Below are 24736 nucleotides of genomic sequence, written 5' to 3' on the forward strand. Positions count from 1 at the left end.
TTCGGTTCAGAGCAGGTGGCTGCGGCCCCAGCCGCGGGAGAGCCGGTAGACGGCGAAGGCGCCGAACACCGCTCCGATGGCGAGGCAGACGCCGGCGCAGCGCAGCGTGCCGCCGAGGTCGCCGCCGACGGCGGACTGGATCATCGTCAGTCCCCAGTAGCCGGGCGAGATGTGCGCCAGCGAGGCGGCCCAGGACGGCATCAGGCTGACCGGTACCACGGCGCCGCCCAGCGAGCTGACGACGATCGAGCCGACGTCGGTGGCCAGATGCAGATCGCCGCGACTGCGTACGATGGTGGCCAGGGCCGATCCGATGGACAGCAGCGTGAAACCCCAGACCGCGATCGCCAGCGCGATGAGCAGCAGGGACCCGGGCACCGGCAGGCCGATGATCAGGCAGCCGTACACCATCAGCACCAGCTGCTGGAAGACGAGCACCACGAAGATCGGCACGGTCTTGCCGACGAGCAGTTCCGCCTGGGTGGCCCGGGTCACCCGCAGCCGGTCCCAGGTGCGCCACTCGCGCTCCAGCAGGATCGAGTTGCCGACGATGCCGAGCGCGAAGACGGAGAACATCACCAGCGGGCCGGTGACCGCCTGGAGCGTGCTGCCGTCCAGCGCCTTCACGTACAGCGGCTTGAAGACCAGCATCAGCACCATCGGCACCACGATGTAGCTGATCATCTGGCCGGGGTCGCGCAGCCGCAGGATCACGTTGTGCTTGATCAGGACGCCGCTGCGGAGCAACACGTCAGACACGGGCCACCGCCAGGGATCGATAGAGGTCGTCGAGGTCGGGCTTGCGCACGTCGACGCTCGTCACCGGGCGCTCGGTGCCGCTGAGCAGGTCCATGAGGGCGGCGGTCGGGTCGGTCGTGGAGACGCTGACCTCCTCCTCGTCCTGGAAGGTGACGCGCACCTCGCCGGGCAGTCCGTCGAGCAGCTCGGCGCTGGTGCCGCGGGCGATGACCCGGCCGGCCCGTGCCACCGCCAAGGTGGCCTCCAGCTCGGCCAGTTCCGGCAGGTAGTGGGTCGTGTAGATCACGGCGGCGCCCTCGCCCGCCCGCTGCTTCACCACGTCGAGCAGCGCCTGGCGGGTCTCCGGGTCGGCGCCCGCGGTGGGTTCGTCCATGAGCAGCAGTCCGGGCCTGTGGATGAGCGCCACCGCCGCCTGGGCGCGCCGCTGCTGGCCGCCGGAGAGCACGCCCACGGGCCGGTCGCAGAACTCCCCGAGCCGCAGGGCCGCGACGAGCAGGTCGATCTCGTGGCGCAGCGCGGCCCGGCGCAGTCCGGCGAGACCGCCGAACAGCTTCAGGTGCTCACGGATCGTCACCGGGCGGTACAGCGCGATGCTCTGCGGGGCGACCCCGACGTCCGAGCGAGCCCGCACCGGGTCCCTGCCGCCGACGGTGACGGTGCCGCCGTCCGGCCGGATCAGCCCGGAGACGATCTCCACGAAGGTGGACTTGCCGGCGCCGTTGTGTCCGACCAGGCCGCAGATCTCCCCGGCCGCGACCGACAGCGTGAATCCGTCGAGCGCGCGTACGTCGCCGTAGCGCTTGCTGAGTTCGCTTGCTTCTAGCACGGGGGGCTCCCCAGGTCGGTCACGGTCGGCATCACACGAGCACCTCGGCCGGTGCGGGGTGGCTCAGGAACGCGGTCGGGCTGGCGGTCAGGCCGTAGGCGCCCGCCTGGTACATCACGATCAGGTCCCCCGCCCCGGCGCGAGGCAGCGCGACGTCGTCGCCGAGCAGGTCCAGGGGGGTGCACAGACAGCCGACGACGGTCGCCGTGCCGTCGGCCGGATCGTCCGGGCGGGCGGTGGAGACCGGGTAGTTGCGCCGGATGAACTGGCCGAAGTTCCCGGAGGCGGCGAGCTGGTGGTGCATGCCGCCGTCCACCACGAGATAGGTGGTGCCGCGGGACTCCTTGCGGTCCACGACCCGGGTGACGTACACCCCGGCCTCACCCACGAGATAGCGGCCCAGCTCGATGTGCACGCGTGCCTGCGGCAGCCGCGGGCGCACCCGTCCGTCGAGCAGCGTCTCCAGATTCTCGCCGACGCGGGCGAGGTCGAGGGGCTGGTCACGGTCGAAGTAGGGGATGCCGAAGCCGCCGCCGAGGTTCAGGTAGCGCACCGGGCCGGGCGCCGACTCGGCGAGTTCCAGCAGCAGTTCGACCGTCAGGCGCTGCGCCTCGCAGATGCTGTCGGCGCGCAGGTTCTGCGAGCCGGCGAAGACGTGGAACCCCTCGAAGTCCACGTCGCGCATGTCGGCCAGCAGCCGGGGAGCGCGCTCGGCGTCCACGCCGAACTGCTGCGGGCCGCCGCCCATGCGCATCCCCGAACCCCGCACCGCGAACGACGGGTTGACCCGCAGGGCCACGCGGGGCCGGATGCCGAGCGCCTCACCGGTGCGGCGGATGCGGTCCAGTTCGTGCGCGGACTCCAGCTCCACCATGACACCGGCGGCCACCGCGGCCGACAGTTCCGCGTCCGTCTTGCCGGGCCCGGCGAAACTCACCCGGCGCGGCGGGACGGTGGTGTTCAGCGCGTTGCGCATCTCCAGCTCGGACGCCACGTCGAATCCGTCGACCAGCCCGCTCATGTGCGCCAGCAGGGCGGGCATCGGGTTCGCCTTCACGGCGTACTTCAGGAGGACGTCGTCGGGAAGCGCCTTCCGTACCTCCGCGACCCGCTCGGTGACGAGCCGGCGGTCGTAGGCGAAGAACGGGGTGCCGCCGACCCGTGCGGCGAGCCGGTCGACCGGGATGCCGCCGACGGCGAGCACCCCGTCCTGCCGCCCGAACAGCGCGGGCCCGGTTCCGCGGCGGTCGTCCTCCGGCCCGGCGGGTGCGGGGTCCGGCACACGCCCGCCCGCATCGGCGCCGTCCTGGCGCGGCGGCGCGGTGCCGGTCGCGCGGGGGCTCACGAGGTCACCGTCCGGCGGATCGCGACGCGGTCGAACTTGCCGTTGGGCGAGACCGGGAGCCGGTCCTGGAAGACGACGCGTCTGGGCATCATGTAGCGGGGCACCTGTTCCTCCATGGCGCGGCGCAGGGCGCTCTCGGTGGTGTCGCCGGAGACGACGAGCACGGCGTGCTGGCCGAGCCGCTCGTCCGGTACGCCGAAGGCGACCGCCTCGCCGACCAGGCCGGTGGCGTAGGCGGCCTCCTCGATCTCGGTCGGGCTGACCCGGTACCCGGACGTCTTGATCATCTCGTCGTCGCGGCCGACGAAGTAGAGGAAACCGTCCTCGTCGCGGTAGGCGCTGTCCCCGGACCAGACCGCGAGCTCCGCGCGGACCGCGCCGGACGCGCCCGGCGCCGGACGGAACCGCTCGGCGGTGCGCCCGGGATCGTTCCAGTAGCCCTGAGCCACGAGTGCGCCGCGCTGCACGATCTCGCCGTGCTCGTGGGGATCGCAGACCGTGCCGTCGGGCCGTACGACGGCCACCTCGGCGTTGGGGACGGCCTTGCCGATCGAGTCGGGCCTGCGGTCCACCTCGTCCGGGTCCAGATAGGTGGCCCGGAACGCCTCGGTCAGCCCGTACATCAGATAGGGGCGCGCGGCGGGGAACAGCTCGCGCAGCCGGTCCAGGGTGGACCGCGGCATCCGGCCGCCGGTGTTGGCGAAGTAGCGCAGGTGCGCCGCCGCCTCCTCGGGCCAGCGGCAGCCGGTCAGCTGCATCCACAGCGGGGGCACGCCGGTCAGGCCGGTGACCCGGTGCCTGGCGCACAGCCGCACCAGTTCGACCGGCAGCAGGTAGTTGGCCAGCACCACGTGGGCGCCCGCGTACAGGGCGGTGGTGACCTGGCTGAGACCGGCGTCGAAGCTCAGGGGCAGCGCCGCGAGGATCACGTCGTCGGCGGTGTTGCCGAGGTAGGTGGCCACGCTCTCCGCGCCGGCGATCAGGTTGCGGTGGCTGAGCACCACGCCCTTGGGCGAGCCGGTGCTGCCCGAGGTGTAGAGGATCGCCGCGAGGTCGGTGTCGATCACCCGGGCTGCGGGCTCGTCCGCCCCAGGGCCGGTCAGTTCGTCCCACCCGGTGGTCCGCCAGTGGCCGCCCGGCGCCGCGGGCGTCTCGCCGACCACGACGACGTGCTCCACCGACTTGGCCGCCTCGACCGCCGAGCACACCGTCGGACGGCGCTCGGCCGTGGTGATCACCGCGGTCGCCGCGCAGTCGTCGACGATGTGGCCGATCTGCGGCGCCTTGTAGGCGGGGTTGACGGGAACGAACACACAGCCGGACGCGGAGACCGCCAGCAGGGCGACGACCGTCTCGATGCGCTTCTCCATGCAGACCACCACCCGGTCGCCGCGGCGCAGGCCCAGGCGGCGCAGCCCGGCGGCCGCGCGCGACACGCGCCGGCCCAGCTCGGCGTAGTCGATGGTGGTGTCCTGGAACGTCAGGGCGGGACGGCCGGGTTCGCCCCGCCCGATCAGCCCGTCGACGCTGGTGACGACCGTGCCGCCCGGGGTGTCACTCATCGCCGTCCTGTTCGGCGGGCAGCACCCCGGCCACCGTCTGCCACAGGGAACCGACGGTGGCGAAGGTGTCCTGGTTGAGGGCCTCGTCCGGGAAGTCCAGGTCGTACCCCTCCTCCAGAGCGGCCAGCAGCTGGACCACACCCATGGAGTCCAGGCCGAGGGCGGCCAGTTCGTCGGACGCCCCGAGCTCGCCGGCGTCGGCATAGGGCAGGAACGGCCGGACGATGTCCTGGAAGCGCGGCGGTATCGCTACTGATGCAGGCATTGATGTCACCTCGGGGAGAGTTCTGCTCCGACAGCGGTGCGCGGGTCGGCGCTGTCCGGGCCGTCCTCCCCGCCTGTCACCGCACCGAGGAAAGGTAGAAGCGGGCTCTTTCGGCGGTCTATCGCCGGTCTATCGCCGCCTTGCCCCCCGAAGCGCCCGGTTCGCCATCGCTTGTCGGCATACGTCCGTCCCGCTCCGACCGGTCGGCACGGCGGACGGTGGGCGGCGCGACAGGGCGGCGATGGCCGTCGCGCGCACCATGGCCGCGAGCCCACGCAGCACGTCAACGGATGGGCGGGACTTGCGGGAAGAGGGGAGTCCATGGTGACGTCGGCGAGCGTGCACACGCGGTTCGGACCGCCATCGGCGCTGGACGAGCACGTCATCGGTGTGTACTGCCACACCGTTCAGCAAGGGGGCCTGGAATCGGTCCGGTCCACGGCCGAGGAGCTCGGCATGGACGTGCCCGACGTCGGTGCGGCCGCCGCCCACCTGGTCGAGCTGGGCCTGCTGCGCACCGATCCGTTCGACGACGGACGGCTGGTGCCGGTCGACCCCCGGCGCGCCTCCGCGCTGCTGATCTCCCCGATCGAGCGCGAGATCTTCGCCCGGCGGGACTTCATCGACCAGCTCCGCGACCGGCTGGACCACATGGTCCGGCCCGAACCGCAGCCGGCCCAGCTGCCCGTGGGCTCCATCGACCGGCTGTTCGGGCTCGCGGAGATCCGCGGACTGCTCAAACTCATGGCCGACGTGTGCCAGCGTGAGGTGCTGGTGCTGCGCTCCCGGCAGGAGCCGGGCGACCCGCTCGACGGCTTCCTGGAGACCTGCGCCGGGCTGACCGGCCGCGGAGTCGCCGTACGGGCCCTGTGCACGCACCGCAGCCGCGCGGACTTCGCCGGCCGGGCCAAGGCGCTGCGGCTGATCGAAGAGGGCGCCGACGTGCGCACGGTGACCCGGCTGTCCCAGACCGCCGTCGTCTTCGACCGGTCGCTCGCGTTGGTATTCGGGGAGACGGAGGAGGGCGAGCCGGTCGCCTGGCGGGTCCGCGAGGACAACGTGGTCCGGTTCCTCGGCGACCTGCTCGACCAGCTCTGGGACGGGGCCGCCCCGTTCGAGCCCGAGGGTCCCGGCTACGCGGACGTGGCCGACGACCTCCAGCAGGACATCGCCCGGCTGATGGCCCAGGGCCACACCGACGAGGTCGTCGCCCGCAAGCTCGGCATGTCCGTGCGCACCTGCCGCCGGCACATCGCCGCCCTGCTGCGCAGCCTCGACTCCACCAGCCGTTTCCAGGCCGGCGTGCAGGCCGCCCGGCGGCTGACGATCGAGGGGGCGTAGCGGCCGTGACCGAGGGATATCCGCGTTTTCCCAGCATCGCGGGCGACACCGTCGTCTTCGCCTGCGAGGACGACCTGTGGCGGGTGGACGCCGCGGGCGGCGCCGCCGTACGGCTCACCGCCCAGGGGGCGGAGGCCACCCGGCCGCTGCTGTCCCCGGACGGCGCCGCGATCGCCTTCGTCGGGTCCGGGGACGGCCCCACCGAGATGTACGTCATGCCCGCTTCCGGCGGGCCCGCGCGCCGGCTCACCCACCAGGCGGCGGCCTGCCTGCCCGCCGGCTGGGACCGGGCCACCGGCGAGATCCGCTACGCGAGCACCGCCGACCAGCCGCCCGGTTTCGGGCACCGGCTGTTCGCCGTGCACCCCGACGGCGGCCCGCCGCGGCTGCTGCCGTACGGCCCGGCCACGGCCTGCACCGACGGCCCCGACGGCGCGGTCGTGCTGTGCCGCAACGCGACCGACCCGGCGCGCTGGAAGCGCTACCGGGGCGGCGCGGCGGGCGAGCTGTGGATCCGGGACGTGGGCGCGGTGGAGTTCCGCCCGCTGATCTCGCTGCCCGGCAACCCCGCCCACCCGTGCTGGACCGGCGGCCGGGTCTTCTTCGTCTCCGACCACGAGTCGGTCGGCAACGTCTACTCGTGCCTGCCGGACGGCACGGACCTCACCCGCCACACCGGACACCGCGACTTCTACGTCCGCAACCTCCGCGGCGACGGCGAGCGGCTGGTCTACCACAGCGCGGGGCGGCTGTACCTGCTGGACCCGGCCGCCGGCGGCGGGCCGCGCCCGCTGGACGTCCGGCTCGGCGGCTCCCGGGAGCAGCGCGGGCGCCGGCTGGTCCCGGGCGTGCAGCACCTGGACGGCGTGCGGCTCAGCCCCGACGGCAGCGCCCTCGCGGTGACCTCCCGCGGCAAGGCGTTCACCTTCCCGCACTGGTCCGGACCGGTGCGCCAGCACGGCGAGGCCGACGGAGTGCGCCACCGGCTCCTCGACTGGCTGCACGACGGCCGCCGGCTGATCGCCGTGGCGGCCGACGAGGGACCGCACGAGCGGCTGGTGGTCCTCGACACCGAGGACGGCACCCGGACCGACCTGGCCGTCGGCGACCTGGGCCAGGTGACCGAACTGGCCCCGGCGCCCGGCTCGGACCTGGTCGCCTTCGCCACCAACCGCCAGCGGCTGTACGTCGTGGACACCGCGACCGCCGAGCTGCGGCCGCTGGACCACACCCCGTACGACCGCATCGAGGACCTCGCCTGGTCACCGGACGGCCGCTGGCTCGCGTACACCTGCCCTGAGGACGCCCGCACCTCCGCCATCCGCCTCGCGGACCCCGTCACGGGGACGACCCGGCGGATCACCAGCCCGGTGCTGCGCGACATGCGGCCGTCGTTCGACCCCGGCGGCCGGTACCTGTACTTCATCGGGCAGCGCGCCGTCACGCCCGAGTACGACCAGCTCCAGGCCGGCGTCGGCTTCCCGTTCAGCACCCTGCCGTACGCGGTGGTCCTGCGGGAGGGCGACCCGGCGCCGTTCGTGCCCGGACCCGAACTGCCCGGCGGCGCACTGCCGGGCGCCGAGGAGCAGCCCGGGGAGCTCGTGGTCGACCTGGAGGGCATCGAGCGGCGCGTGGTGCCCTTCCCGGTGCCGGAGTCCCGCTACATCTCCGTTCTCGGCCTGCACGGCAAGGCACTGCTGTGGTCGGTGCCGCTGACCGCCGCCGACCCGCTGCACCCCGAGCTCGAGACCGGCGGCCAGGTCTGCCTGGTGGACCTGGAGCGGATCACCCGCACCGAGTGCCTGATCCAGGTCGACGACCTGCATGTGCGTGCCGAAGCCGACACGCTGGTGTACCGCTGCGGCAACCGGTTGCGGGTGCTGCGGGCCGGGGCGCCGCTGGAGATCGAGGACGACAACGACTCGGTGGAGGCCAAGTGCTCACGCGCCACCGGCTGGGTCGACCTGGACCGGCTGCGGGTGCCGCTGCGGCCCGGCGGCGAGTGGCGGCAGATGTTCCGCGAGACGTGGCGGCTCCAGCGGGAGAACTTCTGGCACGACGGCATGGCCGGGACGGACTGGGACGCGGTGTACGACCGCTATCTGCCGCTGGTCGACCGGGTGGCGACCCGGTCGGAACTGTCGGACCTGATCTGGGAGTTGCAGGGAGAGCTGGGCACCTCCCACGCCTACGAGCGCGGCGGCGACTACCGCGAGGCGGCCCGGCACGCGCAGGGCTTCCTGGGCGTCGACTGGGACCCCCAGGACAGCAAGGCCTGGCGGGTGGGCGCCGTGCTCACCGGTGATCCGTGGAATCCGGCGGCCACCTCACCGTGCAACCGGCCGGGCGTGGACATCCGCCCGGGGGACGCGGTCGTGGCCGTCAACGGCCGGCCGGTCGGTCCCCAGGGCCCTGGCGAGCTGCTGGTGGGACTGGCGGGCCACGAGGTGGAGCTGTCCGTGCGCCGCGGCGACGGGGAGCCCCGCAGGGTCTGCGTACGGGCCGCCGAGAGCGAGCTGCCCGCCCGCTACCGCGACTGGGTCGAGGCCAACCGCAGGCATGTCCACGGGGCGTCCGCCGGACGGCTCGGGTACGTCCACGTGCCCGACATGTTCGCGGCCGGATACGCGGAGTTCGTCCGGGGCTTCACGGTCGAGATGGACCGCCCGGGCCTGGTCCTCGACGTGCGCTTCAACACCGGTGGGCACATCTCCCCGCTGCTCCTTGAGCGGCTCGCGCGGTACCGGCTCGGCGCCGAGCACGGCCGCTGGAGCGGGGAGCGGCCGTACCCGGCGGAGTCGCCGGGCGGGCCGATGGTGCTGCTGGTCAACGAGCAGACCGGCTCCGACGGGGAGATCTTCGGTCACACGTTCCGGGCGCTGGGGCTCGGCACCCTCGTCGGGCGCCGCACCTGGGGCGGGGTGATCGCCACCTGGGCCCGCCATCCCCTGGTGGACGGCACGGTGACCACCCAGCCGGAGTTCAAGTACGTCTTCGACGGCGTCGGCGGCGGGCTGGAGAACCACGGCGTGGAACCCGACATCGAGGTGGTGGTCCCTCCGGGCGCCCCAGCGTCCGCCGGCGACCCGCAGCTCGACGCGGCCGTCGGCCATCTGCTGGACCGGCTGGGGCCCGCGGCCGGCCGGCCGGGCGGGACCGGGGTCTGACGCGTTCCGGCCGACGGCTGTACGGTCTGCACGAGTTGACGTTCGAGCGTGCGGTGGGGGAGGCGGTCCTGGTGACGGGAACCGGTGCGGAGACGGCGGAGGGGGCGGTGCCGGCGCCACGGCTGCCGCGGGTGCGTGGCTTCGCCCAGTGGCCGCCGCAGGGCTCGCCCAAGAAGCAGGGCAAGGCGCTGCGGGCCGCAGTCCCGCGCGACGCGCACCGTGTCCTCGACCTGGACGCCGGCCGCCCGGACGCGGTCACCGCGGTGACGGACTCCAACGCCGGCCGCATCCCCGAGCTGACGCCGATACGGGTGGGCAGGATGGCGGCGACCCCGTTCGCCTTCCTGCGCGGCTCCGCCGGCCTCATGGCGTACGACCTGGCCCGCACGCCGATGACCCGCATCGGCGCCCAGATATGCGGTGACGCGCACGCGGCCAACTTCGGTCTGTACGGGGACGCCCGCGGCCGCCTGGTCATCGACCTCAACGACTTCGACGAGACGGTGCACGGCCCCTGGGAGTGGGACCTGAAGCGGCTCGCCGCCTCCCTGGTGCTGGCCGGCCGGGAGGCGGGCGCCGACGAGGACACCTGCCGGGACGCCGCCCGTGACGCGGTGGGCGCCTACCGACGCACCATGCGGCTGCTGGCCGAACTGCCCGTCCTGGACGCCTGGAACGCCATCGCGGACGAGGAACTGGTCTCCCACACCGACGCCCACGACCTGCTCGGCACGCTGGAGCGGGTCTCGGAGAAGGCGCGGGCCAACACCAGCGGCCGGTTCGCGGCCAGGTCGACGGAGGAGACGGAGTCCGGCGGACGGCGCTTCGTCGACGCGCCGCCGGTGCTGCGCCGGGTCCCGGACGCCGAGGCGGCCGCGGTGGCCGCCGCCCTGGAGCCGTACGCGGCGACCCTCTCCGAGGACCGGCTGCCGCTGCTCGCCCGGCACGCGGTGCACGACGTGGCCTTCCGGGTGGTCGGCACCGGCAGCGTGGGCACGCGCTCCTACGTGGTGCTGCTGCTGGACCACCGCGGGGAGCCGCTGGTGCTCCAGGTGAAGGAGGCGCGTCCGTCGGCGCTCGTCCCGCACCTGGCCGCGGCCGGCTTCCAGGCGCCGGCGGTGGAGCACGAGGGCCGCCGGGTGGTGCTCGGCCAGAAGCGGATGCAGGTGGTCAGCGACATCCTGCTCGGCTGGACGACGGTGGAAGGGCGCGGCTTCCAGGTGCGCCAGTTCCGCAACCGCAAGGGAAGCGTCGACCCGGCCGCGCTCGCCGCCGACCAGGTCGACGACTACGGCCGCATGACCGGCGCCCTGCTGGCCCGCGCCCACTCCCACAGCGCCGACCCGCGCCTGATCGCCGGCTACTGCGGCAAGAACGAGGAGCTGGACGAGGCGATCGCCGCCTTCGCCGTCGCCTACGCCGACCGCACCGAGGCGGACCACGGTGAGCTGGTGGCGGGAGTGCGCGCCGGGCGGATCGCGGCCGAGACGGGCGTGTGACGGGGGTGGCGCGGTGAAGTACGTCGAGCTGAATGACGGCGAGGGGGAGGAGGCCGGGCTCATCGACCCCCGCCCCTACCTCGAGCGACTGCCCGCCCTCGCGGCCGAACTGCCGCCGGGCGCACGCGCGTTCGCCACCGACCCCGGGCACTACGACTTCGGCGGCAGACGCTGTGTGAAGGACCTGCGGCCGTCGCGGGTGCGCCGCGGCGGGGGCGGGGACGTCGAGATCCGCTTCCGGCACAACTGCTTCAAGCACGACGAGGACCTCCTCGTCCGCTACACCGGCGTCTCCCGTTTCCAGTCCGACGTCCTGGGCAGCTGCGACCCCGCCTCGCTCGGCGATGTGATCCTCGACGAGATCCTCCCGGGCCCGGGCGGCTGCACCCACGAGCTGGCCTGCCGCCCGGGCACCCTGGTGGTCGCCTGCCGGGACCTGGTGGCCGAATGGGTACCGGCCGACTGCCCCGACGCGGTGCCGCGCGCGTGAACCGCGCCATGCGCGCCGCCGGGTTCCGGCCGTGGCCTACGCTGGTCGGGTGACGACCCCGGAAGCTGAGCAGTCCCAGGCACCGCGGCCCGAGGAACGGCTGGAAAAGGCCGTACGGGCAGCCGAGCAGGCGTTGATCGAGTACGAGATCGCCGTGGAGACGTTCCGCGTCGAGGTCGACAACTTCTCCCGGCTGCACGAGCAGAAGCTCGGTCCGCTCTACCTGCGCATCGAGCACCTGGACGCGGAGATCGCCGAGGCGAAGGCCGCCCGCACCGGGGATCCGGAGGACATCCGCCGCGCCGAGGAGGCCCGGGCGCATGTGCTGCCGATCCCAGGCGTCGAGGAGCTGATGCACGGCTGGATGGACGGCCACGGCCTGTTCCCGGAGGCCACCGCCATGCTCACCGACCAGGCGGTACGCCCTCCCCAGCGGGTGCGGCCCAGCGAGGAGGCCCGCAAGCTCTACCGCGAGCTGGCCCGCAAGGCCCACCCCGACCTCGCCCAGGAGGAAGAGGAGCAGCAGCGGCGCGAGGAGTTCATCAGCCGCGTCAACGCCGCCTACGCCCGCGGCGACGAGGCGCTTCTCAGGGAGCTGGCCGACGAGTGGGCGGCGGGTCCGGTGCCGTCCGAGCGCCGGCCGAGCCCCGCCGACGAGCTGTACGCCCGCCTGGAGTGGCTCGCCCAGCGCAAGGAGCTGCTCACGCTGGTCGCCCGCGAGCTCGAGGAGGGCGCCATCGCCGGCATGCTGCGCCTGGCCCCGGACGACCCGGACGGCCTGCTCGACGAGATCGCCGGCCGGCTGCGCGCCGACATCGAGCAGCGGGAGTCGGAACTGGCGGACCTGCTGGCCCAGGGCTGACCCGGCCGGGCCGCCGGTCCGTCCGGTAGCGTCGGGGGCATGAGTTTTGGAGCTGGAGTGCCCACCGTCGGGGTCACGGACCTCAAGGACGACGACTTCCTGCTGGACGTCCGCGAGGACGAGGAGTGGCAGGCCGGTCACGCCGACGGCGCGCTGCACATCCCCATGAGCGAGTTCGTGGCCCGGTACGGCGAGCTGACCGAGGCCGCCCCGCAGGACGGCAGGGTGCACGTGATCTGCCGGTCCGGAGGGCGGTCGGCACAGGTCACGATGTACCTGATCCAGCAGGGCGTCGACGCGGTGAACGTCGACGGCGGCATGCAGGTCTGGCAGGCCGCCGGCCGCCCCGTGGTCACCGACGCGGGAGCACCGGGCGCGGTCGTCTGAGCTGCGGTGACCCGGGTCGGGCCGGCCGATCCTGGTGGTTGGCTCGGCCCGACCGATCCTGGTGACCGGCTCGGCCCGGCCTCGCCGGGTACGGGGTGGCCTGGCCTTGCCCGGCCACCCCGTACCTGCCTGACGTGGCCCGGCCAGGCTGGGGACGGCAACGGCCGCGAGTGGTCCGGTCAGGCTCGGGCGGCCCCGAGCGGCCGGGCCGAGCCAGGCCGACCGGTCGGCAGGGTTGGGGGCTGCCTACGGGCGGCCGGGTCTTTCTCGTGTGCCGGGCGTGATTCCCTCTGAGCCCGCCGGCACTGGCTGATTCAGCGGTCGAAGTCCAGCTCCACCTTCTCCGTCACCGGATGCGACTGGCAGGCCAGCACGTAACCGGCTTCGGTCTCCTCCTCCTCCAGGGCGAAGTTGCGGTCCATGCGCACCTCGCCCGCGACCAGGAAGGCCCGGCAGGTCCCGCATACGCCGCCCTTGCAGGCGTAGGGCGCGTCGGGCCGGTTGCGCAGCACCGTGTCCAGCAGCGACTCGCCGTCCTGCACCGGCCAGGTGCCGCCGCGTCCGTCGAGCCGGGCGGTGACGGTGCTGTGCGCGGGAACCGGGGTGCCGGCCGCCGGGGCCGATCCCCCGTCCACGTGGAAGATCTCCTGGTGGATCCGGGCCCGGTCCACGCCCAGCTCGCGCAGCGCTCGCTCCGCGCCGTCGACCAGACCGTAGGGCCCGCACAGGAACCAGCCCGCCACCCGCTCCACCGGCAGCAGCACGGGGAGCAGTCCCGCGAGCCGTTCCCGGTCGAGACGGCCGGACGGCAGACCCGCCTGCTGCTCCTCCCGGGAGAGCGCGGTGACCAGCTGCAGCCGCTCCGGGTAGCGGTCCTTCAGGTCCGCGACCTCTTCCAGGAACATCGTCGAGGCGGCCGTGCGGTCCCCGCGTATCAGGCAGAACCGGGCCTCCGGTTCGCGTGCCAGCAGGGTGGAGACGATCGACAGCACGGGAGTGATGCCGCTGCCGCCGACCACCGCGGCGTACAGGCCCGGCGCCGGTTCCAGCGTGAAGCGCCCGGCGGGAGTCATCACCTCGAGCTCGTCGCCGACGTTGATCTCCTTCAGCGCGTACGTGGAGAAGGCGCCGCCCTCGACGAGGCGCACCCCCACCCGCAGTGTGCTCGGGCCCTCGCCGGCCGGGTCGGGGGCCGCGGAGCAGATCGAGTACGTCCGCCGGATCTCGACGCCGTCCGCGCGCCGCCGCAGGGCGAGGTGCTGGCCGGGCGCGTGCCGGTACTCCTCGCGCAGCTCGGGCGGGACGGTGAGGGTGAGCGCGACCGCGTCGTCGGTGAGCCGGTCGACCGCGGCCACCGGGAGCGGGTGGAAGCGCGCCATCACAACTCCTTGAAGTGGTCGAACGGTTCGCGGCAGGACAGGCAGCGGCGCAGCGCCTTGCACGCGGTGGAGGAGAACCGGCTCAGCAGCTCCGTCTCGGCCGATCCGCAGTGCGGGCAGCGGACGGGCTCGGCGTCCTCCTCGGTTCTCGTCGGACCGAGGGACAGCGTCACCGGGCCGGGGTCACGACCCGCGCGTGGGGGAGCTATGCCGAACTCCTCCAGCTTGCGGCGGCCCTCGGCGGTGATGTCGTCGGTCGTCCAGGCGGGGCTGAGCACGGTGCGGACGGAGACCTCGCGCATGCCGTGCTCGCGCAGCACCCGCTCGATGTCCAGGCTCATCGCCTCGATGGCGGGGCAGCCGGTGTAGGTCGGGGTGAGGTCGACCTCGACCGTGTCGGTGCCGCGGACGTGGACCGCGCGCACGACCCCCAGGTCCTGGAGTGTGAGCACGGGCAGTTCGGGGTCGGGCACCGAACCGGCCAGCTCCAGCAGTTCCGCCTCCAGCGCGGTGGCCGTCACCATGACGCCCCCGGGTGGCTGCGGTGCAGGTGCTGCATCTCGGCGAGCATCCGCCCGAACGACTCGGTGTGCAGGCCCTGCCGGCCCGCGCCCGCCGCCCAGGCGCCGGTGCGGGGTCCTTCTGGCACGGTCAGGGTGGCCCGGCCCAGTACGTCCGCGACGGAACGGAGCCAGTGCTCCTCCATGGCCGCCCAGTCGGCGTCCAGGCCCTCGACCGGCTGGAACATCTCACCGGTGAACCGCCACAGCGCGTCGCACGCGCGCCGCATCCGTGCGTGGCTGTCGTCGGTGCCGTCGCCGAGTCGCAGGGTCCACTGCTCGGCGTGGTCGCGGTGGTAGGCGACCTCCTTGACGGCCTTGGCCGCCAGCGGCGCGAACGGCCCGCCGGAGGCGGCCAGCTCGCCGTAGAGCAGCTGCTGGTAGGTGGAGAAGTACAGCTGGCGGGCGATGGTGTGGGCGAAGTCGCCGTTCGGCTGCTCGACGAGCTGGAGGTTGGTGAACGCCCGCTCCTCGCGCAGATAGGCGAGCTCGTCCTCGTCACCGGCCATGGACAGCAGGACGCGGGCCTGGCCGAGCAGATCGAGGGCGATGTTGGCGAGGGCGACCTCCTCCTCCAGGACGGGGGCGTGCCCGGCCCACTCCCCCAGGCGGTGGGAGAGCACCAGGGCGTCGTCGCCGAGGGCGAGCGCGGCGGTGGCGGGGACGGTGGCGGTCACAGGTGCTTCACCCCTTCCGGGATCTCGTAGAAGGTCGGGTGCCGGTAGGGCTTGTCGGCGGCCGGCTCGAAGAACGGGTCCTTCTCGTCGGGGGAGGACGCGGTGATCGCGGTGGCGGGCACGACCCAGATCGAGACGCCCTCGCCGCGCCGGGTGTACAGGTCGCGGGCGTTGCGCAGGGCCAGCTCGGCGTCGGGCGCGTGCAGGCTGCCGGCGTGGGTGTGGGAGAGGCCGCGGCGGGAGCGCACGAAGACCTCCCACAGGGGCCAGTCGGTGTCGGTCATCCTCGTGTCTCTCCCGTTCCGCCGGTGCTGCCGGTGTGCTTGGCCGCGTACGCCGCGGCCGCCTCGCGCACCCACGCGCCCTCTTCGTGTGCGCGCCTGCGCTGGGTGATGCGCTGTTCGTTGCAGGGGCCGTTGCCCTTGAGCACGTCCCAGAACTCGGTCCAGTCGATGGCGCCGAAGTCGTGGTGTCCCCGCTCCTCGTTCCAGCGCAGGTCCGGGTCGGGGAGGGTGAGGCCGAGGGATTCGGCCTGGGGCACGCAGATGTCGACGAAGCGCTGACGCAGCTCGTCGTTGGAGTGGCGCTTGATCTTCCACTCCATGGACTGGGCCGAGTGCTGGGAGGCGTCGTCCGGCGGGCCGAACATCATCAGGGACGGCCACCACCAGCGGTCCACCGCGTCCTGGGCCATGGCGTGCTGCTCGGGGGTGCCGTTGCTGAGCGCCAGCAGCAGTTCGTAGCCCTGCCGCTGGTGGAAGGACTCCTCCTTGCAGACGCGCACCATCGCGCGGGCGTACGGCCCGTAGGAGCAGCGGCACAGGGGCACCTGGTTGGTGATGGCGGCGCCGTCCACCAGCCAGCCGATGGCGCCGACGTCGGCCCAGGTCAGGGTGGGGTAGTTGAAGATCGACGAGTACTTCTGGCGACCGCTGTGCAGCTTGTCGAGCAGTTCGTCACGGCTGGCGCCGAGGGTCTCGGCCGCGCTGTAGAGGTACAGACCGTGGCCCGCCTCGTCCTGGACCTTGGCCATGAGGATCGCCTTGCGGCGCAGCGAAGGCGCGCGGGTGATCCAGTTGGCCTCCGGCTGCATGCCGATGATCTCGGAGTGCGCGTGCTGGGCGATCTGCCGGACGAGCGTCGCGCGGTAGGCGTCCGGCATCCAGTCGCGGGGCTCGATGCGTTCGTCGGCGGCCACGGCCGCGTCGAAGGCGTGCTGGAACTCCGCCGGTGCTCCGGCGGCGTCCGGTGCGCCGACGGCGTCTGTGCGTGCCGTGCGGTGCGCGGCTGCTGTGGCCATGCGGTCCCCCTGACCTCGGGCTCTGCTGTGAACACTGTCCCGACCGATCGTTCGGTCCGTGCGGAATCAATGGTGTGCCGGGCCGGTGCCGCTGTCAACCGCTGTGGAAAACCCCGCCGACGTCCTGTGGACGACGTGCCGGACGACGCCGGGTGCCCCTTCCGGGCGAGGTCCCCGCGCAGGTGGCCGGACGGTCCCGGGCAGGTTCCACGGCGGACCCGCACGGACGACGTGGTGATGGCCACGGCCTCCGATGGTTCCCCGGGGCTGCGCCCAGCGGGCGCGGCTGAGTACCGTTCCGTGCGGGCGCCGAGCGGTGGCGCCCGTGAACCATGCGGCGCCTGTGGCGGGCGGCCGTACGACGTCGGCGGAAATCGGGGATCGGGGCGGAATGGACGCGTACGACGAGGACTCGCACGACCGGCGGGGGCCGGACGGGTCGAAGGGGGCGCGTCTCCCGGACGACGGCGCACTCGGCCACGAGCCGCCGGGCGCCGACGGGCAGGCCAGTGGCCCCTCGGGCACCGGTGCGGCCGCGGACGAGTCACCTGCCCAAGGCGCGGAGGGGAAGCCTGCCGAAGGTATGGAGACGAAGCCGGCCGAAGGCAGGGAAGGCGAGCCGGCCGACGACGCGGTGGGCGACGAGCCGGCCGTGGGCAAGGACGCGGACGAGTCCTCGGCCGTCGGCCCGCATCCGGCCGGGCGGCCGCTCGCGGCCCCGGACCTCGACGCCGACGCCGAGCAGGCGGTGGCCCCGACCGCTCCGCCCCGTACCGGCGTCGCCGCCCTCTCCCCCCGTTACCAGTTCGCAGCGGCGGTGGCGCTCGCGGCCGTCGCCGTCACCGCCTGCGTGCACCTGGGGATGGTGTTCCTGAGCCTCGCGCCCGCGAACACGGTGACCAAGCAGCACGGCAAGGCGATCGAGGACTGGGTGTACCCGGAGTTCGAGCAGAACTGGAAGCTGTTCGCCCCCAATCCGTTGCAGCAGAACATAGCCGTGCAGGTCCGCGCCGAGGTGCGGACGAAGGACGGTGACCTGCGGACCACCGGCTGGCGGGACCTCTCCGCGCGCGACGGCGCCGCGATCGACGGCAACCTGCTGCCGAGCCACACCCAGCAGAACGAGCTGCGCCGCGCCTGGGACTTCCTCGTCGCCACGCACGGCACGGACAACCGGCCGGTGGGCCTGCGGGGCGCGCTGTCCGAGACCTACATGCGCCGGATCGTGACGATGCGCCTGAACAAGGAGGACGCGATCGGCCGCGAGGGAGTGGTCCAGCGCGTGCAGGTCCGATCCCGCACCACCAATGTGCAGCCGCCCGTGTGGAGCCGAGAACGGTTCTCCAGCAAGCCCGTCTACCGCGTACTGCCCTGGTGGACCGTGACCGCCGACGAGGCCGCGGGAGGTGTGGCGTGAACGGTCTTTCCCTGACGCTCTCGCGGGGCATCGCCCGCGTCACCGAGTCGGCGCTCGGCCGGTACCAGAGCGCCGTGATCCGCATCGGCTTCTCCGCAACCTGGCTGCTGTTCCTGCTGCGTGAGTTCCCCCATCGCCGGGAGATGTACGGGCCCGACGGCCCCTGGGGCTGGGACCTCGGCCGGCAGCTCACCGACGAGAACCACGCCTTCACGGCCCTGAGGTGGTCCGGCGCGGGCGCCTGGTTCGAGATCTTCTACGTGCTGGCGATCCTCGCCACGGCGGCGCTGCTGCTCGGCTGGCGCACCCGGACCGCCTCCGTGCTGTTCATGGTGGGCGTGCTGTCCCTGCAGAACCGCAGTGTCTTCATGGGCGACGGCGGCGACAACGTCCTGCATCTGATGGCCTTCTACCTGGTGTTCACCCGCTGCGGTCAGGTGTGGTCGCTCGACGCCCGGCGGGCGCACCGCGAGGCCGCGGCACGCGCGCGTGGGGAGCGGGTCCGCCCCGACCGGCTGGGGCCGGTGCTGTGGGCGGTGCTGGGCCTGGTGCTCGCCGGTGTGACGCTGACGGGCCTGCTGTTCGACAACGGCTGGCTGGTGCCGTCGCTGCTGTGGACGGTCTGGGCCGTGCTCGGCCTGTGGGCGGCGGTACGGCGTTGGGCGAGGTCCGAGGAGCCGCGGATCCTGCTGGACGTGATCGCCAACGTGCTGCACAACGCCGCCCTGTTCGTGATCATGGCGGAGGCCTGCCTGATCTACGCGACGGCCGGCTGGTACAAGATCCAGGGCTCCCGCTGGCAGGACGGCACCGCCGTCTACTACCCGCTCCACCTGGACTACTTCTCGCCCTGGCCGGCCCTGGCCGACCTGATGTCCTCCAGCGGCACGATCATGATGGTCGTCACCTACGGCACGGTCATGGTGCAGGTCGCCTTCCCGTTCACGCTGTTCAACCGGCGGGTGAAGAACGTCCTGCTGGTGCTGATGATGCTCGAGCACGCGGTGATCGCGGTCGTCCTCGGGCTGCCGTTCTTCTCGCTGGCCATGATCACGGCGGACGCCGTCTTCCTGCCGACGTCCGTACTGCTGCTGATCGGCGGCTGGGCGGCACGCGCGCGCGAGCGGATGGTGCGGCGCGGCCGGGACGGGGACACCGTGCTGCCGGGGCCGCGCGCCTCCGGGGAGAGCGACCCGGCGCCGGCCGAGGAGCCCGCGCCCGGCCGCGTAGGGTTCAGCGCATGACCGATCCCCTGGCCGGCTGGCGTGCGAGCGCCGGTACCGCCGTGCTGCTGGACGGCTTCCACGCCCTCAAGCACGCGCTGCGCTTCGGCGCCCGGGTCCCGGTGGCGGTCACCACCGACCGACGGGCGGCCCTCGCACTCGCCGAGGAGCTGGCCGGGGACGTCAGGGACACCCTGGACGAGCTGCTGACCGAGGTGCCCCAGGCGACGTACGCCTCGCTTATGCCCCGGCCCCATCCCACCGGGGTGGCGGCGCTGGCCGTGCGGCCGTCCCGGGAGGCCAATCTGCGCTCGCTGGCCCGTACGCCCCGCCCGGCGCCCGTCGTGGTCCTCGACAACCCGCGCAACCTCGGCAACGCGGGCGCCGTGATCCGGCTGGCCGCCGGTTTCGGGGCGGCCGGGGTGGTCACCACGGGCACGCTCGACCCCTGGCATCCCACCGTGGTGCGCGGCGGTGCGGGGCTGCACTTCGCGACGGCGGTGGAGCGGCTCGGCGTAGACGAGCTCCCCGCCGGGCCGCTGTTCGCCCTCGACCCGGAGGGCGAGGACATCCGGGGCGTCACGCTGCCCGACGACGCCGTGCTGGCCTTCGGCTCGGAGCGCAGCGGCCTGTCGCCGGAGGTGCGCGAGCGGGCCGACCGTCTGCTGGCGCTGCCGATGCGCCCGCAGGTCTCCAGTTACAACCTGGCCACCAGTGTGGCCATGACGCTGTACCACTGGAGTGCCACCGGGGGCGCGGCGACGGCGCCCCCGGTGGTCACGGAGTCCTAGGCCGTGTCCGCAAAGTCGCGTCTGCGTCGCGACGCCCGGCACGCACTCTCGCCGCACCGGCCGAAAGCCCGAGTACACCCAGTACGAGGGCATCCGGCCGGCACGCCGAGAGCACGCACCGGACGCCGCGACGCCCGCCCTGCGGGCGAACGACGCGACTTTGCGGACACGACCTAGGCCTCGCGGCGGACCTCCACCACCCGGAAGCGGTTGGCCACGAACGCGCCGTCGGTGAGGGCCGCGTTCGCCGCCGGGTTGCCGCCCGAGCCGTGGAAGTCGGAGAAGGCGGCCGTCTGGTTGACGTACACCCCACCGGTCAGGTTGAGCGACAGCTGGGCGGCCTCCTCCAGGCAGACCTCCTCAATGGCCCGCTCGGCCTCCGGGTCGGTGGTGTACGCGCCGACCGTCATCGCGCCCTTCTCGCGGACGGTGCGGCGCAGCAGCTCCACAGCGTCGGCCACCGAGTCGACCGCGACGGCGAAGGAGACGGGGCCGAAGCACTCGCTCATGTAGGCGGCCTCGTCCTCCGTCCCTTCCCAGAACTTCCGCGCGCCGTCCAGCTTGACGATCACCGGGGTGCGGACCACCGCGCCCGGGAAGTCCGGGTTGGTGATCTCCCGGGAGGCCAGGGCGACCTCGCCGAGGCCGGCGGCCGCCTCCAGTCGGGCCTTCACGTCCGGGTTGACGATCGCGCCCAGCAGTGCGTTCGCCCGGGCGTCGTCGCCGAGCAGGCCGTCGACGGCGCGGGCGAGGTCGGCGGTCACCTCGTCGAAGGTCTTGTGGCCCTGGTCGGTGCGGATGCCGTCCCGCGGGATCAGCAGGTTCTGCGGGGTCGTGCACATCTGGCCGCTGTACAGGGACAGCGAGAAGGCCAGGTTGGAGAGCATGCCCTTGTAGTCGTCGGTGGACTCCACGACGACCGTGTTGACGCCGGCCTTCTCCGTGTAGACCTGCGCCTGGCGGGCGTTGGCCTCCAGCCAGTCGCCGAAGGACGTCGACCCCGTGTAGTCGATGATGCGGATCTCGGGGCGGGTGGCGAGGGTCTTGGCGATGCCCTCGCCGGGGCGCTCGGCGGCCAGTGCCACGAGGTTCGGGTCGAATCCGGCCTCGGTGAGCACCTCCCGCGCGATCCGCACGGTCAGCGCGAGCGGCAGGACCGCGTGCGGGTGCGGCTTGACCAGGACCGCGTTGCCGGTGGCCAGCGAGGCGAACAGACCCGGGTAGCCGTTCCAGGTCGGGAAGGTGTTGCAGCCGATGACCAGGCCGATGCCGCGCGGGACGGGCGTGAACCGCTTGGTCAGCGCGAGCGGGTCGCGCTTGCCCTGCGGCTTGGTCCACTCGGCGGCGTCGGGGGTGCGGACCTGCTCCACGTACGCGTACGCCACCGCTTCCAGGCCGCGGTCCTGGGCGTGCGGGCCGCCCGCCTGGAGCGCCATCATGAAGGCCTGCCCGCTGGTGTGCATGACCGCGTGCGCGAACTCGTGCGTCCGGTCGCTGATCCGCTTGAGGATCTCCAGGCAGACCACCGCGCGCGTCTCCGCGCCCGCGTCGCGCCAGGCGCGCTGTCCGGCCTTCATCGCCGGCAGCAGCACGTCGGGGTCGGCGTGCGGGTAGGTCACGCCGAGCTCGATGCCGTAGGGCGAGACCTCGCCGCCGACCCAGTCGTCCGTGCCGGGCTGGCCGAGGTCGATGCGGGTGCCGAGGACGGCGTCGAAGGCGGCCTTGCCGGCCGCCGCGTCCAGGCTGCCCTGCTCCCCGTACGCCTTGGGGTGCTCGGGGTGCGGGGACCAGTACGCGCGCGTGCGGATCGCTTCCAGGGCCTGGTCCAGCGTGGGCCGGTGCCTGGCGATCAGGTCGTGCGCGGTCAGTTCGGCGGCCATGCGGGACCAACTCCTCGTCTCAGGAACTCTTCCTCGAGTTCATGACCTGGGCGGAAACAGAGGCAGGAACGGGCGGACAGGGCTAGAGTAACCGAACGATCGGTCGGGACAAGGGGGCCTGCCGCATCTGTGGACAACCCCGTGCGGGAGGATCGCGCACATGACAGCACTCGACCTCAGCAGCCCCGTGGCCGTCGTCGGCACCGGCACCATGGGCCAGGGCATCGCCCAGGTCGCGCTGGTGGCCGGCCACCCCGTGCGGCTCCACGACGCCCTGCCCGGGCGGGCCCGGGAGGCGGCCGACGCGATCGGCGCCCGCCTCGACCGGCTCGTGGAGAAGGACCGGCTCACCGCCGCCGAGCGGGACGCGGCCCGTGCCCGGCTGACCCCAGCCGAGAGCCTTGCCGAGCTGGCCGACTGCGCGCTGGTCGTGGAGGCGGTCCTGGAGCGGCTGGAGGTCAAGCAGCGGCTCTTCGGCGAGCTGGAGGACATCGTCTCCGAGGACTGCCTGCTCGCCACCAACACCTCCTCCCTGTCGGTGACGGCCATCGGCGGCGCCCTGCGCAACCCGGGCCGTTTCCTGGGCCTGCACTTCTTCAACCCGGCCCCGCTGCTGCCGCTGGTCGAGGTCGTCTCCGGGTTCGCCACCGACGTCACGTCGGCCACGCGCGCGTACGAGACCGCGCGTGCCTGGGGCAAGATCCCGGTGGCGTGCGCGGACACCCCCGGTTTCATCGTCAACCGCATCGCCCGGCCGTTCTACGCCGAGGCGTTCGCGGTGTACGAGGCCCAGGCGGCCGACCCCGCCACCATCGACGCCGTCCTGCGTGAGAGCGGCGGCTTCCGGATGGGCGCGTTCGAGCTGACCGACCTGATCGGGCAGGACGTCAACGAGTCCGTCACCCACTCGGTGTGGCAGTCCTTCTTCCAGGACGTCCGCTTCGCGCCCTCCCTCGCCCAGCGCCGCCTGGTGGAGTCCGGCCGCCTCGGCCGCAAGGCGGGGCACGGCTGGTACGACTACGCCGAGGGCGCCGAGCGCCCCGAGCCGCACACCGCCGAGAAGCGGCAGCCGCCCGCCCACGTCACCGCGGAGGGCGGACTCGGCCCCGCTGCCGAGCTGCTCACCATGATCCGCGAGGCGGGCATCCAGGTCCGCGAGGAGGACGAGGACCACGGCACCCGCCTGGTGCTGCCGAGCGGCGGCCAGCTGGTGCTCGCCGACGGCCAGACCTCCGTGGAGTTCCGCGACGTCGTCTACTTCGACCTCGCCCTCGACTACCGCCGGGCCACCCGCATCGCCCTGTCCGCCTCCCAGGACACCTCGCCGGCGACCCTGGCCGAGGCCACCGGCCTCTTCCAGGCGCTCGGCAAGGACGTCAGCGTCATCGGCGACGTCCCCGGCATGATCGTCGCCCGTACGGTCGCCCGGATCGTGGACCTCGCCCACGACGCCGTCGCCAAGGGCGTGGCCACCGAGGAGGACATCGACACGGCGATGCGCCTGGGCGTCAACTACCCGCTGGGCCCCTTCGAGTGGAGCCGCAGGCTCGGCCGCGGCTGGGCCTACGACCTCCTGGACGACCTGCACCTGCGCGACCCCTCCGGCCGTTACGCGCCGTCCCTCGCGCTCTACCGTCACGCGTACGCCACCGACAAGCGGGAGGGCACCCCATGACCACCGCCAAGCGCGACACGTACACCCCCGAGACGCTGCTCTCGGTCGCCGTGCAGGTCTTCAACGAGCGCGGTTACGACGGCACCTCCATGGAGCACCTGTCCCGGGCCGCCGGCATCTCCAAGTCGTCGATCTACCACCACGTCAGCGGCAAGGAGGAGCTGCTGCGGCGGGCCGTCAGCAGGGCGCTGGACGGACTGTTCGGGATCCTCGAGGAGGAGCCCGCGCGCGTGGGGCGGTCCGCCGACCGGCTGGAGCACGTGGTGCGGCGCATGGTCGAGGTGCTCATATCGGAGCTGCCGTACGTGACGCTGCTGCTGCGGGTGCGCGGCAACACCGAGACCGAGCGCTGGGCGCTGGAGCGGCGCCGCGACTTCGACCACCGGGTCGCCGCCCTGCTGAAGGCCGCGGCCGCCGACGGGGACGTACGCGCCGACGTGGAGGGGCGCCTGGCCACCCGTCTGGTCTTCGGAATGATCAACTCCATCGTGGAGTGGTACCGGCCCGACAGCCGGGGCGTCAGCGGCCGCGAGGTGGCCGACGCCGTGGTCCGGCTCGCCTTCTCGGGCCTGCGGCAGGCCTGATCTCCGGGCCCGAGCCCGCCGGGCCGCTCCCGGCGCCACGCCCCCGCCTGCCTCCGGCTCCGAGCCCGGGTCCGCCGCCCGCGCGTCCGGTGATCAGGCCTCCGGCTCGGTGTCCTCCTCCTCGAACACCAGCAGCGTGCGGGTGCTGAGCACCTCCGGGATCGCCTGGAGCCGGGTGAGCACCAGCTCGCGGAGCGTCCTGTTGTCCGGCGTGTGCACCAGCAGCAGGACGTCGAAGTCGCCGCCCACCAGGGCGATGTGCGAGGCGCCGGGCAGCTGCCTGAGCTGTTCGCGGACCGTGCGCCAGGTGTTCTGGACGATCTTCAGCGTGATGTACGCGGAGGTGCCGTGACCCGCCCGTTCGTGGTCCACCCGGGCGCTGAACCCCCTGATCACCCCGTCGTCGATCAACCGGTTGATGCGGGCGTAGGCGTTGGCCCGGGAGACGTGGACGCGTTCGGCGACGGACCGTATGGAGGCGCGGCCGTCCGCCTGCAGGATCTTCAGGATGTCCTGGTCGATCGCGTCCAGCGGGCGGGCCGGCGGGACGGCGCCGTCCTGCGGCCCGTCGGCCATTTGTTCAGCTGCCATGTCCCCCCGCTTCACCGCCGTGGACGTCCTGCATTCATTGCAGGTTGTGGAGAACCGTTTGTCCACAGCCTGCCGGGGCCTGTAGCCAAAATGTGCCGGCGACCGAACAATCGGTAGGTGAGGCGGGTCACAGCCGACACGCCTCCCGTAGCCGCT

23 protein-coding genes are annotated in these 24736 nt (G+C 73.1%); 11 read left to right on the forward strand and 12 right to left on the reverse strand.

The genetic code is table 11. The features are described from left to right. Nucleotides 1–6: 6 nt before the first annotated feature. Genes ACFYU0_RS12925 through ACFYU0_RS12945 form a run of 5 tightly spaced genes read right to left on the reverse strand, consistent with a single transcriptional unit; the run spans nt 7 to nt 4757 of the window. Entirely contained in the window at nt 7–759 is a 753-nt protein-coding gene (locus ACFYU0_RS12925; protein ID WP_389300323.1) for an ABC transporter permease, read from the reverse strand. After that, nucleotides 752–1585: an ABC transporter ATP-binding protein gene (locus tag ACFYU0_RS12930; RefSeq protein WP_389300326.1), complete on the reverse strand. Its 834-nt coding sequence runs from the start codon at nt 1583–1585 to the stop codon at nt 752–754. Before ACFYU0_RS12930 ends, ACFYU0_RS12925 begins: the two co-directional genes overlap by 8 nt. A gap of 31 nt (nt 1586–1616) precedes the next feature. After that, entirely contained in the window at nt 1617–2930 is a 1314-nt protein-coding gene (locus ACFYU0_RS12935; protein ID WP_389300329.1) for a pyridoxal-dependent decarboxylase, exosortase A system-associated, read from the reverse strand. Next, complete coding sequence (locus tag ACFYU0_RS12940; protein ID WP_389300331.1) at nt 2927–4492, reverse strand: acyl-CoA ligase (AMP-forming), exosortase A system-associated; 1566 nt, start codon at nt 4490–4492, stop codon at nt 2927–2929. The genes ACFYU0_RS12935 and ACFYU0_RS12940 overlap by 4 nt, the downstream gene beginning before the upstream one ends. Then, nucleotides 4485–4757 (reverse strand): phosphopantetheine-binding protein, encoded by a 273-nt coding sequence (locus tag ACFYU0_RS12945; RefSeq protein WP_351661942.1) that lies wholly within the window; start codon nt 4755–4757, stop codon nt 4485–4487. Before ACFYU0_RS12945 ends, ACFYU0_RS12940 begins: the two co-directional genes overlap by 8 nt. 321 nt (nt 4758–5078) lie before the next feature. On the opposite strand from ACFYU0_RS12945, the gene ACFYU0_RS12950 reads away from it, so the two are divergent. Genes ACFYU0_RS12950 through ACFYU0_RS12975 form a run of 6 tightly spaced genes read left to right on the forward strand, consistent with a single transcriptional unit; the run spans nt 5079 to nt 12503 of the window. After that, a complete protein-coding gene (locus ACFYU0_RS12950) occupies nt 5079–6098 on the forward strand; it encodes a hypothetical protein (RefSeq protein WP_351661945.1) in 1020 nt (339 codons plus the stop codon). A 5-nt stretch (nt 6099–6103) separates the two neighbouring features. Continuing rightward, nucleotides 6104–9265 (forward strand): S41 family peptidase, encoded by a 3162-nt coding sequence (locus ACFYU0_RS12955; RefSeq protein WP_389300336.1) that lies wholly within the window; start codon nt 6104–6106, stop codon nt 9263–9265. 53 nt (nt 9266–9318) lie between these two features. After that, on the forward strand, nt 9319–10764 hold the full coding sequence (locus tag ACFYU0_RS12960) for a DUF2252 domain-containing protein (protein WP_389300891.1): 1446 nt from the start codon (nt 9319–9321) through the stop codon (nt 10762–10764). A 13-nt stretch (nt 10765–10777) separates the two neighbouring features. Next, complete coding sequence (locus ACFYU0_RS12965) at nt 10778–11254, forward strand: hypothetical protein (RefSeq protein WP_351661951.1); 477 nt, start codon at nt 10778–10780, stop codon at nt 11252–11254. A gap of 49 nt (nt 11255–11303) precedes the next feature. Beyond that, a complete protein-coding gene (locus tag ACFYU0_RS12970; protein ID WP_351661953.1) occupies nt 11304–12116 on the forward strand; it encodes a hypothetical protein in 813 nt (270 codons plus the stop codon). Nucleotides 12117–12173: 57 nt separating this feature from the next. Next, the gene (locus ACFYU0_RS12975) at nt 12174–12503 is read left to right on the forward strand and encodes a rhodanese-like domain-containing protein (protein ID WP_351662161.1); all 330 of its coding nucleotides are present in this window, start codon (nt 12174–12176) and stop codon (nt 12501–12503) included. Between the two features lie 314 nt (nt 12504–12817). On the opposite strand, the gene ACFYU0_RS12980 is transcribed toward ACFYU0_RS12975, so the two are convergent. The 5 genes from ACFYU0_RS12980 to paaA are packed head-to-tail and all read right to left on the reverse strand — an operon-like array spanning nt 12818 to nt 16419. Beyond that, a complete protein-coding gene (locus tag ACFYU0_RS12980) occupies nt 12818–13882 on the reverse strand; it encodes a 2Fe-2S iron-sulfur cluster-binding protein (protein ID WP_389300340.1) in 1065 nt (354 codons plus the stop codon). Next, complete coding sequence (paaD, locus tag ACFYU0_RS12985) at nt 13882–14406, reverse strand: 1,2-phenylacetyl-CoA epoxidase subunit PaaD (RefSeq protein WP_351661958.1); 525 nt, start codon at nt 14404–14406, stop codon at nt 13882–13884. Before paaD ends, ACFYU0_RS12980 begins: the two co-directional genes overlap by 1 nt. Beyond that, nucleotides 14400–15119 (reverse strand): 1,2-phenylacetyl-CoA epoxidase subunit PaaC, encoded by a 720-nt coding sequence (gene paaC / locus ACFYU0_RS12990; RefSeq protein ID WP_389300343.1) that lies wholly within the window; start codon nt 15117–15119, stop codon nt 14400–14402. Before paaC ends, paaD begins: the two co-directional genes overlap by 7 nt. After that, the gene (gene paaB, locus ACFYU0_RS12995; RefSeq protein ID WP_199211248.1) at nt 15116–15403 is read right to left on the reverse strand and encodes a 1,2-phenylacetyl-CoA epoxidase subunit PaaB; all 288 of its coding nucleotides are present in this window, start codon (nt 15401–15403) and stop codon (nt 15116–15118) included. Before paaB ends, paaC begins: the two co-directional genes overlap by 4 nt. Continuing rightward, nucleotides 15400–16419 (reverse strand): 1,2-phenylacetyl-CoA epoxidase subunit PaaA, encoded by a 1020-nt coding sequence (gene paaA / locus ACFYU0_RS13000; RefSeq protein ID WP_351661965.1) that lies wholly within the window; start codon nt 16417–16419, stop codon nt 15400–15402. The genes paaB and paaA overlap by 4 nt, the downstream gene beginning before the upstream one ends. Before the next feature lie 391 nt (nt 16420–16810). On the opposite strand from paaA, the gene ACFYU0_RS13005 reads away from it, so the two are divergent. The 3 genes from ACFYU0_RS13005 to ACFYU0_RS13015 are packed head-to-tail and all read left to right on the forward strand — an operon-like array spanning nt 16811 to nt 19850. After that, entirely contained in the window at nt 16811–17836 is a 1026-nt protein-coding gene (locus ACFYU0_RS13005) for a DUF5819 family protein (RefSeq protein ID WP_389300348.1), read from the forward strand. Then, entirely contained in the window at nt 17833–19080 is a 1248-nt protein-coding gene (locus tag ACFYU0_RS13010; protein WP_389300351.1) for an HTTM domain-containing protein, read from the forward strand. The genes ACFYU0_RS13005 and ACFYU0_RS13010 overlap by 4 nt, the downstream gene beginning before the upstream one ends. Next, nucleotides 19077–19850 (forward strand): TrmH family RNA methyltransferase, encoded by a 774-nt coding sequence (locus ACFYU0_RS13015; protein ID WP_389300354.1) that lies wholly within the window; start codon nt 19077–19079, stop codon nt 19848–19850. The genes ACFYU0_RS13010 and ACFYU0_RS13015 overlap by 4 nt, the downstream gene beginning before the upstream one ends. 173 nt (nt 19851–20023) lie before the next feature. On the opposite strand, the gene paaN is transcribed toward ACFYU0_RS13015, so the two are convergent. Continuing rightward, a complete protein-coding gene (paaN, locus tag ACFYU0_RS13020) occupies nt 20024–21730 on the reverse strand; it encodes a phenylacetic acid degradation protein PaaN (RefSeq protein ID WP_351661977.1) in 1707 nt (568 codons plus the stop codon). Between the two features lie 160 nt (nt 21731–21890). Between paaN and ACFYU0_RS13025 the strand changes: the two genes are divergently transcribed. Then, nucleotides 21891–23405: a 3-hydroxyacyl-CoA dehydrogenase gene (locus ACFYU0_RS13025; protein WP_389300357.1), complete on the forward strand. Its 1515-nt coding sequence runs from the start codon at nt 21891–21893 to the stop codon at nt 23403–23405. Then, complete coding sequence (locus ACFYU0_RS13030) at nt 23402–23989, forward strand: TetR/AcrR family transcriptional regulator (protein ID WP_351661983.1); 588 nt, start codon at nt 23402–23404, stop codon at nt 23987–23989. The genes ACFYU0_RS13025 and ACFYU0_RS13030 overlap by 4 nt, the downstream gene beginning before the upstream one ends. Before the next feature lie 93 nt (nt 23990–24082). On the opposite strand, the gene ACFYU0_RS13035 is transcribed toward ACFYU0_RS13030, so the two are convergent. Next, complete coding sequence (locus ACFYU0_RS13035) at nt 24083–24580, reverse strand: Lrp/AsnC family transcriptional regulator (RefSeq protein ID WP_389300360.1); 498 nt, start codon at nt 24578–24580, stop codon at nt 24083–24085. Nucleotides 24581–24736 lie beyond the last annotated feature (156 nt).

The organism is Streptomyces sp. NPDC003720, from assembly GCF_042875075.1.
Lineage (GTDB): Bacteria > Actinomycetota > Actinomycetes > Streptomycetales > Streptomycetaceae > Streptomyces.